Below are 20,325 nucleotides of genomic sequence, written 5' to 3'. Positions count from 1 at the left end.
GTGTAAATTGTGAATTCGGGTGGTACCACGGTTAAAACGTCCCGCGTTAGTCAGAAATGACTGATGCGGGTTTTTTGTTACCAACTCATTGTTGGTAATCAGCAAGGGTTGAGGAAAGGAAATGCTTATGAAAATCAAGCAAACATTAAATCTTGGTAAAACCAAGTTTCCAATGCGTGGTAACTTACCACAAACAGAGTTACAACGCGAAAATATTTGGTTTGAAAATAAAGTCTATGAGCGCCGTCAAAAATTAAATGCTGGTAAGCCATCGTTTATGCTACATGATGGTCCTCCATATGCAAATGGAAATATTCATATTGGTCATGCAATGAATAAAATTTCAAAGGATATTATTGTTCGTTACAAGTCTATGAATGGCTATTATGCACCATACGTACCAGGATGGGATACGCATGGACTACCAATTGAACAACAGTTAACAAAAGCTGGTAAAGATCGTAAAAAGGTTGGACCTGTTATTTGGCGTAAGATGGCTGATGAATTTGCGCATAAGCAAGTTAAAAAGCAGATGGCTGATTTTAAGCGTTTAGGAGTTTCAGCTGACTGGGATCATCCATACTTAACCCTACAACCATCATTTGAGGCGGCACAGCTTCGGGTCTTTGGTAGTATGGCAAAGCGCGATTTGATTTTCCGTGGTAAGAAGCCAGTCTTCTGGTCATGGTCGTCAGAATCTGCCTTAGCAATGGCTGAAATTGAATACCATGATGTTACTTCGGAGTCAGCATTTATCTCTGAAAAAATCAAAGATGGTAAAGGGGTATTAGATCAAGACACTTATTTAGTGGCTTGGACGACCACACCATGGACTGTACCTGCTTCACAAGCATTAGCAGTTCACCCTGATTTTAAATATGTGCAAGTTCAACCTCAGAACACACCTAAAAAGTATCTAGTTGCTGAGTCATTACTATCATCTTTGTCAGAAAAATTTGGTTGGGAAGAGCCAACCATCTTGGCAACTTTTGAAGGTAAAGATCTTGAATATATGGTGACAGAACATCCATATATGGATCGTGACATTTTAGTTGTTTTGGCAGACTATGTGACTGATGATACCGGAACTGGTCTTGTTCACACAGCACCTGGTTTTGGTGAAGATGACTTTATGACGGGTAAGCGTTATGGTATCACACCAATTATGAATGTTGATGATCGGGGATATTTAACTGCTGAAGCTGGTGAAGATTTTGATGGTGTCTTCTATGAAGATGCAAACGAATTGTCATTACAGAAGTTAAGAGACGTTGATGCACTTGTTAAATCAGAACCAATTACGCACAGTTACCCATTTGATTGGCGTACAAAGAAACCAGTTATTTTCCGTGCTGTACCACAATGGTTTGCATCAATTGATAGTTTCCGTCAAGAAATTTTGGATGCGTTGGATGATGTGACATTCAAGCCAGAATGGGGTAAGAAACGACTATACAACATGATTCGGGATCGTGGCGATTGGGTTATTTCTCGTCAACGTGTCTGGGGTGTACCACTACCAATTTTTTATGCAGAAGATGGTACTGCGATTATAGATCCAGATATCATTGACCATGTGGCAGATTTGGTTGCTGAACATGGGTCAACTGTGTGGTTTGAACGTGAAGCAAAAGATTTGTTGCCGGAAGGCTATACGAACGAGCATTCACCAAATGGCGAATTTACCAAAGAAACAGATATCATGGATGTTTGGTTTGATTCAGGTAGTTCTCATCAAGGTGTGATGGCAACTAGACCAGAATTAGAATTCCCTGAAACATTGGTTCTGGAAGGTTCTGATCAATATCGAGGCTGGTTCAATTCTTCATTGATTACATCAGTGGCGGTTACTGGTAAGGCACCTTACAAGGAAGTCGTTTCACAAGGCTTTACTTTAGATGGTAATGGTGAGAAGATGTCGAAATCAATTGGCAATACCATTGAACCTAATGAAGTTATCAAGCAAATGGGTGCTGAAATCATTCGTTTGTGGGTATCAACTGTGGATACATCAGCTGATGTACGTGTTTCGATGGATATCTTATCTCAAACTTCAGAAATCTATCGTAAGATTAGAAACACGATGCGTTTCTTATTAGCAAATACAGCAGACTTTAATCCAAATGAAGATACTGTGGCGTATGAAGATTTAACAGAAGTAGATAAGTATTTTTACGCACGATTTAATCAATTGATTAGTGAGCTTAAAGCAGCATATGATGCTTATGACTTCCAATCAGTTCATAAACTACTTATTAACTTCATTAATGTTGATTTGTCAGCCTTTTATTTGGACTTTGCGAAGGACATTTTGTATGTTGAAGCACCTAATGGTCATCTTCGTCGCTCTCTACAAACGGTTTTGTATAAGATTGTTGTTGGATTAGATAAATTGATGTTACCAATTTTGCCACATACAGCAGAAGAAATTTTTGAATATTTGCCTTATGAGACTGAAGACTTTGCATACTTAACAAATATGCCAGAAGTCGAAGATTTGGGTGATAATACTGAATTGTTTGCAAATTGGTCTTCATTTATGAAATTACGTGATGCAGCGAATAAGGCTCTAGAAGAAGCCCGTAATGCTAAACTAATTGGTAAGCCAGCTGAAGCTGCCTTAACTTTGTACTTAACCAAGGAACAAGCACAAATGGTTGATGCATTAGGACAAGATATTCGCGTGTTATTGCTTGTATCTCAGTTACACTTAGCAGATGTGACAGATGCATCAGCAGATGTTGAGAATTATGATGGTTACAAGATTGAAGTCGCACATGCGGTTGGTGAGGTTTCACCACGAGACAGAATGTACCATACTGATTTGGGATCAGATAAGGATTTCCCAATGTTGTCAGCACATGAAGCAGAAATTGTCCGTGAAAACTTCCCAGAAGCATTGACAGACGGTTTAGAATAATAATTAATCAGATGAACGGCTAGAACTTTGTTTCTAGTCGTTTTTTTGATTATAATGAGTAGTAACTACTTAAAATGGATTGGAGAATCACTGCATGACGAAATTATATTTTATACGCCACGGAAAAACTGTTTGGAATGCTGAAGGGCGTTTTCAAGGGTCCGGCGGCGATTCACCATTGTTACCTGAATCAATCGATCAGATTGCTGATTTGGGTAACTACCTAAGTGATGTGACATTTGCCCATGCTTTTACAAGTCCAATCAAGCGTGCTATGGATACGGCAGAGCAAACGCTCGCTTATATAAATAACCAACCAGAATTAACCGTTTTGGATGGATTAAAAGAGTTTTCATTTGGGGTTTGGGAAGGATTAACGTTTAAAGAGGTCAAGCAAGACTGGCTTACGATGTATGATGCTTCACGACATCATCCAGAAAGGTTTGATGCTAGTCAGGTTCCAGGTGCAGAAACATTCGAAGCGGTTCAACAACGCTTTAGAAGGGCAGTTTTTGATGCTGTAAATGCTTATGGTGGAAAAGATGTGAACTTAATCTTCTTTAGTCATGGTGCAGCTCTTACTGCAGGAATGGGTGGTTTGTTAAATATTCCATTAGCTAATTTGAGAGATCGTGGTGGTCTGGGTAATACAAGTACGTCAATTCTTGAAACAAATGATGGCATTAAATTTAAGGAATTAATTCGAAACGATACAAGCTATTTGAATGTACCCGCTAATGCATCAAATACAATTTAAAAAATTAGGTAGGAAAAATAAATGGCTAAATTAGATGAAGATGTTCAAAAAGATATAAAACAACTGGTTAAAGATATTTCTGAACATCCGGATCATTGGCAAGCGTATGTTGACTTAGTAAATGTTTTAACAGTCATTAATAGTTTGGTTGAGGCAGAAGACTTGGCGTTAAAAAGTCTATCTATTTTTAAAAATAATGAAGCAGCACAGCAGGAGTTACTCTATGCAACGGGTAATGTCTATTACACTGCAGCGGATTATTCGCGCGCAACAAGTTTTTTTAATAAGATTACAGATGCAAAATTAAAGCATGATGCAACAATGATGCAGGCGCAAAGTTTTTATGCACAAAATAAATTTAAGCAGGGGTTGGCGTTTGCGTTAACGGCTGTACAACAAGATAATGCCGATTTAAATGCACAAATTTTGTTAGGAAATATTTGGTTGAGTTTGGGCGATAGTAAAGCAGCAAGGGATGCTTTTGATAGCGCACTAACCATAAATAGTGATGATTATTCGGCGAATTTGGGTCGTGGGGTTGTTGCCATGGCTTTAAATGAACAGGACAATCAGTGGTTGCGAATTGCTCAAAAGATAGATCCAAAACAATATCAAGCAGATGCTAGTCGATTAGATGATTTAATTCAGGTCATGTTGGGGAGCACAAACAATGAGCGAAACACAGACTGATATTTTTGAAGATGGAACTGACACAGAACCAACAGTTGTCGGTCAAATTGCGACCATTGTTTTTTCGGCGCAAAATTCTTTTTATAAAGTTTTGCGGATTACGATATTAGAAAAAAATTTTGATTTTGATGATGACGAAATGACGGTCACTGGTAATTTTGGCGACATTCAAATAGGTGCCAGCTATGAATTTAAAGGACAACTGAAAGAACATGCTCGTTATGGCGTTCAGTTTGTAGCTATGAATTATCATCGGCAGGCTACTAGCTCGGTATCGGGATTAGTCGCTTATTTTTCAAGTGAAAAATTTCCAGGCGTTGGGAAAGCAACGGCAACGAAAATTGTGGACACTTTGGGAACAGATGCGATTGATTTAATTTTAGACAATAGTAAAGTTTTATCTAATATCGGTCTTTCAGAGAAAGTTCAGACTGTCATTGTTGACCAACTAGCAAAATCTGATGGTATGGAACGAGCAATCATTGCATTGAATGATTTTGGCTTTGGCTCTAATTTAGCCACAACAATTTATCAAAAATATCAACAAGAAACATTAACAATATTGAAAAACAACCCGTACCAATTAGTAATTGATATCGATGGCGTTTCATTTAAAAGAATTGACCAGTTTGCACTACAACAAGGTATTGATGCTCTAGATGATCGCCGTGTAAGCGCAGGTGTTATTGCTGCGATTAATTTGAAGACATTTGAATCCGGGGATACATATATGGTGTTACCGGATTTATTAGCGACGACAAAGCACCTTCTTGAGCATGCCCAACGCATAGAAGTTGATGAAAGTTTAATTAAGCAGGCACTACTAACACTGACACAAGAGGGTGTTGTAGTTGCAGATGGTAGTTATTTATATATTAGAGAAATTTATGAATCTGAAAATCAAATTGCTAAAGAACTTATTGATTTAACTGAGAGAAAACAACAAACCTATTCGAGAAAAGACGTTGTTAAGTATTTGGATGAAGTTGAATCTGCTAATGATTTTAAATATGATGCAACGCAACGCGAAGCAATTATCGCAGCTTTAACAAACCAGTTATTTATCTTGACTGGTGGTCCAGGAACTGGAAAAACAACTATTATTAGTGGTGTTGTTGCAACTCTGAAAAAGTTATTAAGACAAGATGGCATGAGGTCTGATGAGATTGACCAAGGCGTTCATTTAGTAGCGCCAACCGGACGTGCAGCAAAACGATTACAAGAGTCAACTGGCATGGCGGCCAGTACAATTCATCATTTATTGGGTATAACAGGGCGTGAAGCAAATCTAGATGACGTTGATATTGAAGAATTAACCGGGCAACTATTAGTTGTTGATGAAATGTCGATGGTTGATACGCAATTATTTGCGACCTTATTATCCGCTGTTCGTGCAGATATGCAAGTAATCTTGGTTGGTGATAAGGATCAATTGCCATCTGTTGGACCAGGACGTGTATTTTATGATTTATTAGCAAGTGGTATTTTGAATTATCGAGAGCTTGAGACAATTCATCGCCAGGGTAAAGGCTCAACAATCATTTCCTTAGCTAATGATGTTAAAAACGGACGATTACCTGATGACTTTACTGATCAGAAAATTGATCGCTCATTTTTTTCAGCTGAATTAAGACAGGTGCCAAATTTAGTCGAAAAAATTGCGACGAGTTGGCAAAAGAAAGGAAATTCGGTTGCTGATATGCAAATATTAGCACCAATGTATCGAACACAGGCTGGCGTTAATCATTTGAATGAAATTGCTCAAAACATATTTAATCCAATAACGAATAAAAAGAAAACGATTTTAGTAAAAAATGGTGATTTCACTTTTACATTTCGTGTTGGCGATAAAGTAATGCAAACAACGAATGATCCAGAAAATAATGTTTTTAATGGAGATATTGGGTATATTTCCACAATTCTATTAGCTAAGGATAAAGCGAATACAGACAAAAAAGATGTTATAACAGTTTCATTTGACACAGGTGAGGTTATTTATACCCGTGAAAATTGGCAACAGTTGACATTGGCCTATGCTACCACTATCCATAAATCGCAAGGAACTGAATATAAATTAGTTATTATGCCTTTGGTCAACGCCTTTTCAAGAATGCTACAAAGAAATCTTCTTTACACAGGCTTAACAAGAGCTAGTGAATCGTTGGTCTTACTTGGACAGGAAAGTGCATACCAACAAGCAGTGCTAACGACCGGTGTCAATCGCCACACCACACTACAAGCGCGTATTATGCAGTATGCTAATCAACAGGTAGGTTCGCGAGAGAATCAGCAATTAGTTGATGAATCAAAAAATGAAGCCGATTCATTGGCAAGTCAACCATTATTCCATGATGATACAGATTTACCAACAGCAACTGCTGCAAAAGATAACTATATTTTGACTGTTGATTTGGTAAATAGTAATAAAATTAGTCCAAATATTGGACTAGATGGTTTGACCCCGGCAGATTTTATGTCGGTGTAAGCGACATAAACTAGTCAGAGCGCTAATTATATGGTAAAATAAGACGATAAATTTTCGAAAGAAAAGGGGTTTCTGAAAATGTCAGGACATAGTAAATGGCATAACATCCAAGGACGTAAGAACGCCCAAGATGCGAAGCGTGGTAAGATTTTCCAAAAGTTAGCTCGTGATTTGTATACGGCAGCAAAAGCTGGTGGTGTTGATCCAGATTCAAACTCAAGTTTGCGTCTCGTTATCGACAAGGCAAAGGCTGCTAACATGCCTAAGGATAATATCCAACGAGCACTTGATAAGGCTTCCGGAGCAAACGGTGCTAATTATCAAGAGTTAACTTATGAAGGTTATGGTCCAGCAGGTATTGCAGTTTTGGTTGAAGCCTTGACTGACAACACAAACCGTACAGCTTCTTCTGTACGTTCATCATTCAAGCACTTTGGTGGTGAGCTTGGAACTTCAGGATCAGTTTCATTCCAATTCGACCGTAAGGGTTACCTTGAAATCGAACGTGATGAAGATACTGAAATTGATGAAGATCAATTATTTGAAGATATGTTAGATGCTGGCGCAGAAGATATGAAGACTTTTGATGATCAATTTGAAATTTACACTGATCCTAAGTCTTTCCCTGAAGTTCGTGATGCTTTGGCAGCAAAGGGTTACCAATTTAGTATTGACGAAGTGACAATGGTTGCGCAAAATCCAATGGCTGTACCAGAGGATAAGCAAGAATCATTGGATAATTTGGTTGCTGAGTTGGAAGAAAATGACGACGTGCAAGCAGTATTTACAACAGCTGAATAGTTACTATTTTGCTTTTTAAAAGGACTTGTTTACTGAACAAGTTCTTTTTTTATTGAAAATATTATTGACTAATAATTGAATTAGGAATAATGTTAAAATATTATTTATTTAAATAGAAGTCGTTAACGTGTTCTGCCACAGACTTAAACATTAATTATGTTATTTAGTTGTACCATAAGGGTGCTAGCAATATATAGTTGATCTTTAATCATGTTGGCAGAGTATGCTAACATGATTTTTTTAGGGAGAAGAACTTATTATGTTGGAGCGTTTCTTTAAGCTATCGGAAAACCATACAACCGTACGGACTGAGGTCATTGCAGGTATTACGACCTTTGTGGCGATGGCTTATATTATCTTTTTAAATCCTGCTGTTCTTTCGTTGACAGGTATGCCTAGTCAAGGTGTTTTTTTGGCAACTATTTTGACAGCTGTTACAGGTACCTTGATTACAGGTTTGTTCGCAAATTTGCCATATGCACTTGCCCCTTCAATTGGTATGCAAGCCATGTTTACATACACGATTGTTTTTGGTTTAGGTTATACTTGGCAACAAGCCCTGGGGATGGTATTTTTAGTTGGTTTGGTAGATGTCATTATCACATTAACAAAAGTTCGATCATTGATTGTTAAATCAATTCCAGCACAACTAAAACACGCTATTGCAGCAGGTATTGGGTTGTTTATTGCTTATATTGGTTTAAAGAATGCTGGATTTATTAATTATTTAGTTAATTCAGAGAATATTATTTCCTTAAATAATTCACCATTTCATGGTGGTGGGGCGAAAGCTATTGAAACGTTAACCGGTAATGGTGGTACGACACCTGAGATAACAACATTCACAGATCCATCAGTATTATTAGCGCTGATTGGGTTAGTACTCTTGGTATTATTGGTTGTCGCTAATGTTCCCGGAGCATTTTTGATTTCTGTTTTTGTAACAACGATTATTGGTATTCCAATGGGTGTGACAAATACACATGTTAATGGATTATCATCATTTTCGACAACATTCCATGATTTTGGTTCTATTTTTGGTCAAGCCTTAGGTTCTAATGGCTTGTGGTCAATGTTTAACTCACCCAAAAATATTTTGATTGTCATTTTGACAGTGTTCTCAATGGGACTTTCAGGTTTGTTTGATGCTATTGGAACCTTTATTGGAACAGGTATTTCTAGTGGTATTTTCTCAAAGGCAGACCAAAAGGAATTCTATGAAAATAAAGGCTTTAAGTCAAAAATGGATCGTGGCTTGGTTGCTGATACTTTTGCAACGATGTTTGCTGGAATTTTTGGAACTTCAAATACGACAACTTTTATTGAAGCTTCAACAGGTATTAAAGCAGGTGGTCGTACCGGATTAACGGCTGTTGTTGTAGCAATTGGATTCTTGTTGTCGATTATTGCTGCACCATTAGTTAATGTTATTCCAAGTGCTGCAACAGCTCCTATCCTAGTTGTTGTTGGTATCATGATGATGAATGAATTTAAAGCAATTGATTGGGATGACATGGAAGTAGCAGTACCGGCATTCTTTACTTCCGCGTTCATGGCCTTCTCATATTCAATTTCATATGGAATTGCAGCCGGCTTTATCTTCTATGTGTTGATTAAAACTGTGAAGCGTAAGTTCAGCGAAATCAGTGTTATTTTGTGGATAGTTTCATTGTTGTTCGTTTTGAATTTTATTGTTATTGCAGTTAGTTAGTGTTTTATAGAATATTTGACATCCAGTAACGTGTTAAACGTTACTGGATTTTTTTGATTAAAAAATAGACTTTTTAGGATGGGTGACGTCTTTGTAAAGGTTAGGAGGTGAGAAATAGCATGAAAATACAGAAAATGTTTTACGATATCATTGATTTGGCATCAAAACAGCATGCAAGTGACGTGTATATTTGGCCATGTTCTGATGGCTTTCAAATGATTTACTATTCGGCTAATGGTTTGGAAAAAGTAAGGCATTTTGAAGCTGAAATTGGGGAAGCACTTATCCGTCATATAAAATTTTCAGCACATATGGACATTAGTGAGGCTCGTCGCCCACAGCTTGGACGGTGGCAATATTTTTTGGATTCACAATCCCTTCATTTACGAATTTCAAGTGTAGCAGATTTTTTAAATCGAGAATCAATAGTAATCCGCCTTATCTATGATATGCAAGATAACTATTTAGAATGGCGACCTGTTCAAAAATTGAATGAACTGGCGCAACTAATAAAATTGAAACAAGGTCTGATTCTGCTTGCTGGTCAGATGGGTTCTGGTAAAACGACCACACTCTATCATGTCGCAGCAAATCATTTAAATGATCAAATGATACTTACTATTGAGGATCCTGTTGAATTAGTCGTACCACAATTTTTACAGTTACAGGTAAATAATGCTGCTCAAATGAGTTATGATCGACTGCTTAAGTTGGCATTACGGCATCATCCTGATGTTATGATTATTGGCGAAATTCGTGATGCAGAAACAGCGCACATTGTTGTTCAAGCAGCGTTGAGTGGTCACTTAATTTTAAGTACAGTTCATGCAATGTCTATTACGGGGATTTGGTATCGGTTACGGGCTTTTGGCATTCCAGTAGATTTATTAAATCAGGTGATTGTTGGTCTGGGTTATCAAGAAATGATGCAGCATGAAAATCATTCATATGTGCATTTAAATTTAAATAGTGGAATAAGTTTGAAAAAATTATTGGTGGATTTAAAAAATGCAGAAACAAACACAGTGGTCACGTAAGTTACAAGTTGAATTTTTTGAAAATTTATGTCATTTATCTAAAGTTGGTTTTGATTTAGAAAGTTCATTAATGACATTACAAATTTTACTTAAACTACCTATAAAGGACGTGGAAAATATCATTATTGGCCTAACCGCAGGACTTACCTTGGCTGAAGTGATGTCTCCATTTATCAGAACCGAGATTGTGCAACAACTTGATTTTGCAATTATACATGGACAATTGACACCATTGTTACAAGAATTAGGTGCCCGGGAACGAGGAAAATTAGTACAGTTCAGAAAATTACGTCAAATATTGTTATATCCGTTAATTTTGATGATACTTTTAGTGGTGTTAATAATTGGCTATTTGACTATTTTATTGCCAGAGCTTGGGCAATCAGGCGCAGACTTAGCAATATTGAAAATAAATTTGAAGCCTTCATGGCTAATTATAGGAATTATAGTGCCTATGCTGGGTCTTTCACTTAGTATCTGGTGGTTTGCAAAGCTATGTTGGGAAACACGGATAAAAATCATCATGAAGTGTCCAATTATTGGTACGTTATTAACCCTTAGCGTAGAGTACTATATTTGCTTGCAATTAGGGTTGTTACTATCAAGCGGTGTTGAATTAGCTACGATTGTCGCAAAGGCGCGTAAAAAAACAACAAATGGACTGATCTCATACGTTGGGGACAAGGCTTGGCACGCATTAAGTAATGGTGAAAATATTCGTGATTGCATTTTATCGGTAGCTTTTTTGCCTAAAGAGTGTGCCTTATTGTTTAATCTGGGTCACACGCAACAACAAATTGGTGAAAACTTTCAAATTTTGGCGAATCGTAAATTTGAGTTGTTAGATGAACGAATAAAAAAATATTTAACCTTAATTCAACCAATATGTTTTGCCATTATTGGAGTTGTCGTAATTGGCTTATACTATTTAACGCTTGTACCAATGTACAAAAATATGGGAGGGATTGTACAATGAAAAACCGTCAGGTATCACGTCGTAAAGGATTTACATTAATTGAAGTTGTAACGACCCTGTTTATTATTGGATTATTAGTTGCATTGATTTATCCTAACGTTGCACATATCCGTAAAACAGCTGAAGACAGGCAACGTGCAGCGTTAATGCAGACTCTTCAAAGTCAGGTAAATATGTTCCATATTGCACAAGACGTTCCTGATACACAAACGATTACAATATCCAATTTAATGAACGCAGGGTATTTGACCACTTCTCAGGTACAGCAAATGGGTAAGGCGCATTTTGAAATTAAGGGTGATAAGGTAATTCAAGGAAAGTAAGATGAACCGAAAAGGAGTCACATTGTTCGAAACAATGGTTGTCTTATCGGTTTGTCTGGTACTTTCAATACCGGTAATCTTACCAAAGGATGACAATAACCAAGATTGGCAAAATGTGAAACAAGAATTTGCGCAAAAATATATTAAAGAGCAACAAAAAGTGGTGCTAGGGAAAGAAATGGATTTTAATATTTATGGTTACAAAAATACGATTGTCATTGGTAGTGAGAAAATTAAATTACCAAGTGGGTGGTTTGCCGGTAATTATGTACACATTAATTGGCGACCAACTGCGGTAACTGCTGATACGATTTCTTTTGTCAATCGCAATACTAATAAACATATTTTATTAATTTTTCAACTAGGAGGAGGCACGTATCGTTTCACAACGTAGGGGATTTATTCTGTTGGAGGCAATGATTAGTTTTGTAGTTGTTTTGGGAACCATATCGATTGTTTGTCAATCAGTCGAGACAATCACTCGTCAAAACCAGGTTAACGACCGTGCCATCAATAGTATTAAAGAAAAATATTATCAGGAACGAAGAAAATGGTTAACAGGAACGGATTTACATTAATTGAGTGTATTGTCGCTTTTACGATTTTGAGTGGTTTGTTTCTTATCTTTTCTATATCATCACAGGGACTAAATATTATTAAACAGCACCACAATTATGAAATACAAAAGTTTCAGGTCACTCGTTTAGTTGATCGTTTAGAGAATGATGCTTTAAATTATCAAATTATTGACGCAAATGATCGTGTTCTGACCATTAAAAACGTGAAAACTAACAAAACTTATCAATTTGGATTATGGGGGAAATGTCTTTGTTTGTATCGAAATGATGGAAAATTTTTATCCTATATGCTAGGGGTGAAGAGAGTGGCTTTTAAAGAATTAACACCATATTTATACGTTATAACATTAGAATTTGACAATGGATCAATTTTTAAGGAAGAAATATATATTAATGGTCAAAAAGCGTAAAGCAATAATTTTAGTTCAAACAGTAACCTTAAGTTTCTGCTTGTTGGCAGGATTGACCATGTGGTTACAAAGGCAAGTAGAACAACAAAATTTACGAAAGCAAGAATATCAATATTGGCTTGGCCGCTATCAGGCTGTGCAATATATACGTAGCTGTAAAGAAATTAAAGCAGATAAACGACTCTTTGTTCTACCTCGTGTTGTGGTTATTACGAAGGATTACTATATTGTTAAAGTCACCGAACTGCAATCTGTCAGGGTACCACGAAAAAATAATAAATGATATATATCTTGTCAGCTACTCAGAAACTAGCTACACTAGTCTCTAGTATGAAAGATGAGGTAATGACATGTACGAAAAAATTGAAGTCAGTGTTAAGAATCTACAAGCGGCACAGCAGAAATTAGTAGCCTTTCTTGATATTGCATCAATCGAAGCTTTAATAATTTTATTTGAAATTTTGTTAGGACAAACTGATAATGATTGGGAATCATTATCACATGAACAACAACAAGATTTAAAAAAAGATGTCCAGGCAGCAAAATTTTCGGATTTACAATTAGTAGATCGCCGTCAAGTTTTACAATTTTTATTAGTCAGTACGATTCATCAAGATGGCTTGCAGGCAAACTATCAAGTTACACCAGATGCGATTGGCATGTGGGTTGCGTTCATTGCTGAGAAATTTACAGAGGGGAAAACTGAAGTTCACCTTAAGGAAATTGCAGTTGGAACAGGTAATTTATTAGCAACAATAAGCCAAGCATTACAATCTGCAGGAAAAAAAGTCCACATTCAAGGATTTGAGAATGATGACACGATGTTGACTGTTGCGAGTGGTGTAGCAGCATTATTGAATGAATCATGGCAGTTAACCTTGACTGATGGTGTTACAACGCCAATGACTGGTGATGCCGATATTATTATTGGTGATTTGCCAATTGGCTATTATCCAAAAGAGGTGCCAAAATCTTTCATGACACGTATTGAGGAAGGGTTAACTTTTGTACATCATCTACTAATTGAACAAAGTGTTGCCGCATTAAAGCCAGGTGGATTAGCAATTTTAACTGTTCCATCGAATTTATTTGAAAGTGATCAGAGCAAAAAATTGTTAAGTTATTTACAAACAGATGAGGTCTATTTTCAGTCATTGATTCAGTTACCTAGTAACTTCTTTAAAGATTCTAAATTAGGAAAAGTAATCCTTATATTACAGCGTTCTGGTGCTGATGCCCTACAAGCAAAACCAGTGATGTTGGCAAGAGCTCCTGAATTATCGAATGAAGTTGAAAACAAAAAGTTTGTGACAGAATTGACAGCTTGGATGACAGCAAACCACTTGTATAATTAGTTATGGTAGCACGACATTAATGGCTTTATGTACACGAATTGCATTTTTTTGTGATATACTATTTTGAGTTAATAATGAATTCCATATGGAAAGAGGAGATAAGTATATATGGCTAAGACAATGGCGATTAATGCTGGATCATCATCACTAAAATTTCAATTATTTGAAATGCCAGCAGAAACAGTGATTGCAAAGGGACAAGTAGAACGTATCGGTATGAGCGATGCAATCTTTACTTTGAAATTTAATGGGGAGAAAACTGAGCTTGTGCAAGATATTGCTGATCATGAAGCTGCAATAAATTTGTTGCTTGAGCAATTAAAAGCACACGAAGTTATCAAAGACCTTACAGAAATTACTGGTGTTGGTCACCGTATTGTTGCTGGTGGGGAGTGGTTCAATAAGTCAGTTATTGTTGATGATGAAGCCCTTAACAAAATTGAACGTTTAGCAGACTATGCACCGTTGCACAATGCTTCTGAAGCATTGGGAATTCGTGTGTTCCAAAAGTTGTTGCCAAACGCCTTGTCAGTTGCTGTATTTGATACGGCATTCCACCAAACAATGCCTAAGAAGAATTACTTGTATGCCTTGCCATATGAATACTACACAAAGTATGGGGCACGTAAGTATGGTGCTCACGGAACTTCACATATGTACGTTGCACAACGTACAGCAGATTTACTTGGTAAGAAACTAGAAGATTTGAAGTTGATTACGTTACACTTAGGTGCTGGTGCATCGGTTACGGCTATTAAAGATGGTAAATCATACGATACATCAATGGGATTCTCCCCATTGGCTGGTGTGATGATGGCTACTCGTACTGGGGATGTTGATCCTTCTCTTGTATACTATATTCAAAATCGTGAAGGCCTATCAAATGATGAGATGCTAAATGTTTTGAATAAGAAGTCTGGATTATTAGGAGTATCAACAATTTCTTCTGATATGCGTGACTTGGAGTCTGTTGCAGATACTAATGATCATGCAGCACTTGCATTGGAAATGTTTATTGATCGTGTTGTTCGTTACATTGGTCAGTATTACGTTGAGCTTGGTGGAGTAGATGCATTAACATTTACTGCCGGTATTGGTGAAAATGCTGCAAATGTTCGTGAAGAAATCATTAACCGTTTGGCATTCATGGGCATTAAAATTGACGCAGAAAAGAATGAATTACGTGATGATGAAGTTATTTTGTCAACAGACGATTCAACTGCAGCAGTTTTGAAGGTTGCTACTAACGAAGAACTTATGATTGCTCGTGACATACAAGCATTGCAAGCCAAAAATAAGTAATTTCAATAATAAATATTCTAAAGCTAGAACTTTTGTGGTTCTGGCTTTTTATTTATTGAATGATAAAACCATAATTAGGTTGATTGCATTAATTCTGGTAAAATGAATTAAGTAACGAGTTATTTTGACTAAAAATAAGAAAGGAGACAGTTTATGTATGCACAAGTAATCGTTGATGTACCGACAATGCAAACGAATCAACCCTATACTTATCATATTCCTAGTCTCTTTTCTGAAGCACTTATTCGGGGTATGCGCGTTGTGGTTCCTTTCGGTAAAGGTAACCGATTGGTTCAGGGGTTTGTAACAGATATTAGTGACACAACAGATCAACCTGACAAACTGAAAGATATTTCGCAGATTGTTGAATTAGAGCCAGTTTTGAATGATGAACTTTTACAACTAGCAACATGGGTAGCGGATTATAATTTTGCTTTTCGAATTAGTGTTTTTCAAACAATGTTACCCAACGTCATGCGTGCAAGGTACAGTAAGGTCTTACGGCTTATTGAACCAGATGAACTCGAGCGTTTGCCACAAATACAAGCGCTATTTGCTGATCGTGATGAAGTGCCCTTTGATGTTGATAATGTTGATATGACATTAGTTCCCACACTTCTAAAATTACAAAAAAAACGCATAATTGAAATTGGATATGTTGTTAATAATCGGGCAAAAGTCAAAAAAATTAATGCATTTAAGCCTATTAAATCAGTTGATTTTTATCAAGAACAAAGACAACAACTGCGACCATCTGCGGTAAAGCAAGCGCGATTGCTTTCATATTTGATGCAATCACCGCAAACATTTGTTCCGGTGAAAGAGGTCATTAAATCGTATCAATTAGATTATGCAGTATTAAAGCAAGCAGAGGGTAAAGGTTGGATTGTTCAAAAACCAGTAGAGTCTTATCGAATTCCCAAACTCAGTACACCTGTGAAAAATAGCCAACCGTTAACTTTGAATGCAGAGCAGCAAGAAGCTTATATAGCAATTGCAAACAATATTTCAGAAAATGATACAAAGACATTTTTATTAGAAGGTGTAACAGGATCTGGAAAAACAGAAATATACCTACAAACCATTGCAAAGGCACTTTCTGAAGGGCAAACGGCTTTAATGTTAGTTCCTGAAATTACATTGACACCACAAATGGTTCGACGCGTAAAGAGTCGTTTTGGTGATGATGTTGCTGTTATGCATTCAGGATTGTCAGATGGTGAACGATATGATGAATGGCGACGTATTCAACGGTCAGAGGTACACGTTGTTGTTGGTGCCAGATCGGCTGTATTTGCACCATTGAAAAACATCGGGCTAATCATAATTGACGAAGAACATGAATCCTCATATAAACAGGATGAGAATCCACGATATCATGCACGAGATGTTGCACAGTGGCGTGCTGATTTTCATCATGCTACCCTTGTATTGGGTTCGGCAACACCTTCATTAGAAAGCCGAGCGCGTGCACAAAAGAATGTCTATCATTTATTGACATTAGAACATCGTGCAACGAATGGTATGCTACCAGAAACGCAAGTTGTTGATATGAGAGAAGCCATCAAGCATGGTGGTGATGATGTTTTTTCTCCTCAATTGCTTGAAGCTATTCAAAATCGTCTTACAAAGCAAGAACAAATTGTTTTAATGTTAAACCGTCGTGGATATGCGAATTTTTTGGTATGTCGTGAATGTGGTTTTACACCACGCTGTATTAATTGTGATGTTGCCCTAACAGTTCATAAAGATATTTCACGTCTAGTTTGTCATTATTGTGGTTATAGCGAGACCATACCAACAAAATGCAAAAATTGTGGTTCTACCAGAATTAGACAATTTGGTTCTGGTACGCAAAAAGTTGCAGAACAACTAAGTGAACAAATTCCCCAGGCACGGGTGATACGTATGGATGTTGATACCACCCGTAGAAAGGGATCAACTGATCAATTATTAACGGCTTTTGGTAATCATGAAGCTGATATCTTGTTAGGAACACAAATGATTGCCAAGGGATTGGATTTTGCAAATGTTACTTTGGTTGGTGTATTAAATGCTGATACAACATTATCATTACCAGACTTCAGAGCATCTGAACGGACTTTTCAATTATTAACGCAAGTTTCTGGACGCGCGGGTCGAGGTGATAAACCTGGGAAGGTCATTATGCAGACTTTCAATCCTGATCATTACGCAATTCAGCTAGCTAGACAACAAGATTATGAAGCATTTTATTACCAAGAAATGGCATTGAGACACGCTTGGAAATATACACCGTATTATTTTACGATTCAGATTAAATTCGCACATGAGAAAATTGATGAATCGGCAAAAGCCGCATATGAAATTGCTAACTGGCTGAAGAATATCATTGATAATGAAACAATCATGTTAGGACCAGCAACGGGGACTATTCCACGTATTAAAAATAAATATTACTATCGGTTAGTTATTAAGTATCGGCATGACGAAAAATTAATACAGGCGCTTGGCAGCTTAATGAAAAAAGGTCAGCAATTACAAAAACAAGGAATTACAATAATTATTGATCGTGAACCAATTAATTTCATGTAGTCTTACAGATAACACCACTAATGAAGCGATGTTATCATACATATGATAAAGGAGTAAAAAAAGCAATGACAAGTATTGTTTTCATGGGTACACCAGATTTTTCAGCCCCAATTTTACAAAGTTTGATTGATAATCCAGCTTATGATGTTGTGGCTGTTTTGACACAGCCAGACCGTCCGGTTGGACGTAAGCATACACTTAAACCAACACCGGTTAAAGAAGTTGCAGTTAAGGCAAATATCCCAGTATTACAACCAAATAAGTTGTCAGGATCTGATGAAATGAAGCAAATTATTTCATTGGCACCAGATTTCATTATTACAGCCGCTTATGGCCAATTTTTACCAACTAAATTATTAGCTGCAGCTAAAATGGGTGCAATTAATGTCCATGCATCATTATTGCCTAAATATCGTGGTGGGGCACCAATTCATTATGCTGTTTTAAACGGTGATGAAAAAACAGGCGTCACAATTATGTACATGGTTAAAGAAATGGATGCTGGGGATATAATTGCCCAGAAAGAATTACCAATTTTATCTGAGGACAATACGGGGACATTATTTGACAAATTGAGTCTATTGGGTCGTGACCTATTATTATCAACGTTACCCAAATTAATCTCTGGTGATATTACACCAATTCCACAGAACATTGATCAAGTAAGTTTTTCACCAAATATTCAACCTAACGAAGAAGTACTTGATTTTACGCAACCTGCACAGGTTGTACATAATCATGTCAGAGGGTTATTTCCATTTCCAATTGCACACACAACCATTAAGGGTACACGAACAAAAATACAAAAAACGCATCTTGTTGATGAAAAGACAGATGCGGTACCAGGAACCGTTGTTAAAAAAGGAAAACATGAATTGTGGTTAGCTACGGGTGATGGCCAAGTGATTGCCATTGATGAATTGCAACCTGCTGGCAAACCTAAAATGACAATTACTGACTATTTAAATGGTCATGCAAATTTTGCAGAGGGAGATCAAGTTATTACCTATGACTAAGAAAAATAACCAAAAAATTGCAAATTGGGAATTAACTAATCCTCGTGCTTTGTCTGTTCGTGTGTTAGAAAAAGTTCAAAATGGGGCATATTCTAACTTGCAGTTGGACAGCATGATTAAGCAAGCTGATTTATCAGAGAAGAACGTTCATTTGATGACGACGATGGTCTATGGTGTGATTCAACATCGATTAACCTTAGAATACTGGTTGATGCCATCCATTAAGCAACCACAGAAGCTAGAATCTTGGGTTCGTGAGTTACTTTATATTTCAATATTTCAAATGCAATATTTAGATAAAATTCCAGATCATGCAATTTTTGATGAAGCAATTAATATTGCGAAACGTCGTGGTCATGATGGTACTCGAAAGTTTGTCACGGGTGTATTACATGCAATTCAAAGACAAGGCCTTCCTGATTTTGAAGATATTAAAGATGAAACAAAGCGGTTATCAATTAAAACTTCATTACCGGTGTGGCTAATTGAAACGCTAAATGGTCAACTCGGTTGGCCAAAAACGGTTGCGATTGCATCAACGATTAACGCAGCACCAAGTCAGTCGGTGCGCGTAAACCGCGAACTAATTTCACCGACAGACCTCATTAAGTTGTTAGAGAATGATGGTTATCAGGTTACGCCTTCTGAAGTTACACCAGATGCATTATTGGTTTCTGGCGGTCATGTCGCAGGTTCGCAAGCTTTTCATGATGGGTTATTAACTCTTCAAGATGAGTCAGCAATGTTAATGGTGCCAAGCTTAGACGTGCATCCAGGAGATAAGGTATTAGACGCAGCGGCTGCGCCAGGTGGAAAAACGACACAGATTGCAACTTATCTTGAAAAGACACAGGGTGGACATGTCGTTGCTTTGGATATTCATGATCATAAAGCAAAATTGATTAAAGAAAATGCTACGCGTTTACAAGTTGCTGATCGTATCGAAACGCAAGTTTTAGATGCTCGAAAAGTTGATGAGAAATTTAAGGATGAAACATTTGATCGTATTTTGGTAGATGCACCATGTTCTGGATTTGGGCTTTTGCGACGTAAGCCAGAGATTCGATATGAAAAATCATTAAAAGATAGTTACCAATTGCAGAAAATTCAACTTTCAATCTTAGATGCAGTTGCTAGCAAATTGAAAAAGGGTGGGCGTCTGGTATATGGAACATGTACCATTTTGTCAACTGAAAATGAAGATGTTATCAATGAGTTTTTAGCAGCCCACAATGATTTCAAATTAGTTCCGACTAAGACAGTCAATAACCTAGATGTTTTAGATGAGCAAGGCATGTTACATGTCTATCCGGACGATTTTGGGTCAGATGGTTTCTTTATAGCAACATTAGTTAAGCAGTAAGGGTTGTAGTGATGAAGGGATGATGAA

General features: G+C 37.0%; 18 protein-coding genes. All 18 read left to right on the top strand.

The window, feature by feature from the left end; all coding sequences use genetic code 11:
* Positions 1-127: 127 nt before the first annotated feature.
* The 18 genes from ileS to rsmB all read left to right on the top strand — a co-directional run bounded on the left by ileS (position 128) and on the right by rsmB (position 20,298).
* Positions 128-2,920 (top strand): isoleucine--tRNA ligase, encoded by a 2,793-nt coding sequence (ileS, locus tag QRX23_RS06580; protein ID WP_330155086.1) that lies wholly within the window; start codon positions 128-130, stop codon positions 2,918-2,920.
* A 94-nt stretch (positions 2,921-3,014) separates the two neighbouring features.
* Positions 3,015-3,677, top strand: coding sequence for a histidine phosphatase family protein (locus tag QRX23_RS06575; RefSeq protein WP_330155085.1), 663 nt, complete (start codon positions 3,015-3,017; stop codon positions 3,675-3,677).
* Positions 3,678-3,698: 21 nt separating this feature from the next.
* Positions 3,699-4,367: a tetratricopeptide repeat protein gene (locus QRX23_RS06570; RefSeq protein ID WP_330155084.1), complete on the top strand. Its 669-nt coding sequence runs from the start codon at positions 3,699-3,701 to the stop codon at positions 4,365-4,367.
* On the top strand, positions 4,348-6,852 hold the full coding sequence (gene recD2, locus QRX23_RS06565) for an SF1B family DNA helicase RecD2 (RefSeq protein WP_330155083.1): 2,505 nt from the start codon (positions 4,348-4,350) through the stop codon (positions 6,850-6,852). Before QRX23_RS06570 ends, recD2 begins: the two co-directional genes overlap by 20 nt.
* A gap of 78 nt (positions 6,853-6,930) precedes the next feature.
* A complete protein-coding gene (locus tag QRX23_RS06560; protein ID WP_002828532.1) occupies positions 6,931-7,653 on the top strand; it encodes a YebC/PmpR family DNA-binding transcriptional regulator in 723 nt (240 codons plus the stop codon).
* A gap of 259 nt (positions 7,654-7,912) precedes the next feature.
* Positions 7,913-9,364: an NCS2 family permease gene (locus QRX23_RS06555; RefSeq protein WP_002828531.1), complete on the top strand. Its 1,452-nt coding sequence runs from the start codon at positions 7,913-7,915 to the stop codon at positions 9,362-9,364.
* A gap of 119 nt (positions 9,365-9,483) precedes the next feature.
* On the top strand, positions 9,484-10,401 hold the full coding sequence (gene comGA / locus QRX23_RS06550; protein ID WP_330155082.1) for a competence type IV pilus ATPase ComGA: 918 nt from the start codon (positions 9,484-9,486) through the stop codon (positions 10,399-10,401).
* Entirely contained in the window at positions 10,373-11,377 is a 1,005-nt protein-coding gene (locus tag QRX23_RS06545) for a type II secretion system F family protein (protein ID WP_330155081.1), read from the top strand. Before comGA ends, QRX23_RS06545 begins: the two co-directional genes overlap by 29 nt.
* Positions 11,374-11,700 carry a competence type IV pilus major pilin ComGC gene (locus tag QRX23_RS06540; RefSeq protein WP_002828529.1) on the top strand — a complete coding sequence of 109 codons (327 nt, stop codon included), beginning with the start codon at positions 11,374-11,376 and terminating at the stop codon, positions 11,698-11,700. The genes QRX23_RS06545 and QRX23_RS06540 overlap by 4 nt, the downstream gene beginning before the upstream one ends.
* Position 11,701: 1 nt before the next feature.
* Positions 11,702-12,094, top strand: coding sequence for a hypothetical protein (locus QRX23_RS06535; protein WP_330155080.1), 393 nt, complete (start codon positions 11,702-11,704; stop codon positions 12,092-12,094).
* A 22-nt stretch (positions 12,095-12,116) separates the two neighbouring features.
* Entirely contained in the window at positions 12,117-12,278 is a 162-nt protein-coding gene (locus QRX23_RS06530; RefSeq protein WP_330155079.1) for a hypothetical protein, read from the top strand.
* Positions 12,251-12,688, top strand: a complete 438-nt coding sequence (locus tag QRX23_RS06525; RefSeq protein WP_330155078.1) for a prepilin-type N-terminal cleavage/methylation domain-containing protein — start codon at positions 12,251-12,253, stop codon at positions 12,686-12,688. The genes QRX23_RS06530 and QRX23_RS06525 overlap by 28 nt, the downstream gene beginning before the upstream one ends.
* Positions 12,672-12,971 carry a hypothetical protein gene (locus QRX23_RS06520; RefSeq protein WP_330155077.1) on the top strand — a complete coding sequence of 100 codons (300 nt, stop codon included), beginning with the start codon at positions 12,672-12,674 and terminating at the stop codon, positions 12,969-12,971. Before QRX23_RS06525 ends, QRX23_RS06520 begins: the two co-directional genes overlap by 17 nt.
* 67 nt (positions 12,972-13,038) lie before the next feature.
* A complete protein-coding gene (locus tag QRX23_RS06515; RefSeq protein ID WP_330155076.1) occupies positions 13,039-14,043 on the top strand; it encodes a class I SAM-dependent methyltransferase in 1,005 nt (334 codons plus the stop codon).
* 108 nt (positions 14,044-14,151) lie between these two features.
* Complete coding sequence (locus QRX23_RS06510; RefSeq protein ID WP_330155075.1) at positions 14,152-15,345, top strand: acetate/propionate family kinase; 1,194 nt, start codon at positions 14,152-14,154, stop codon at positions 15,343-15,345.
* 153 nt (positions 15,346-15,498) lie between these two features.
* On the top strand, positions 15,499-17,919 hold the full coding sequence (gene priA, locus QRX23_RS06505) for a primosomal protein N' (RefSeq protein WP_330155074.1): 2,421 nt from the start codon (positions 15,499-15,501) through the stop codon (positions 17,917-17,919).
* Between the two features lie 65 nt (positions 17,920-17,984).
* Positions 17,985-18,935 carry a methionyl-tRNA formyltransferase gene (fmt, locus tag QRX23_RS06500; protein WP_330155073.1) on the top strand — a complete coding sequence of 317 codons (951 nt, stop codon included), beginning with the start codon at positions 17,985-17,987 and terminating at the stop codon, positions 18,933-18,935.
* A complete protein-coding gene (gene rsmB, locus QRX23_RS06495; RefSeq protein ID WP_330155072.1) occupies positions 18,928-20,298 on the top strand; it encodes a 16S rRNA (cytosine(967)-C(5))-methyltransferase RsmB in 1,371 nt (456 codons plus the stop codon). Before fmt ends, rsmB begins: the two co-directional genes overlap by 8 nt.
* The last annotated feature ends 27 nt before the right edge of the window (positions 20,299-20,325 follow it).

Source organism: Weissella paramesenteroides (assembly GCF_036327715.1).
In the GTDB taxonomy this organism is placed as follows: Bacteria; Bacillota; Bacilli; order Lactobacillales; family Lactobacillaceae; genus Weissella; species Weissella paramesenteroides.
The sequence above is the reverse complement of the archived record's forward strand: the minus strand, read 5'-3'. Positions and strand labels throughout refer to the sequence as shown.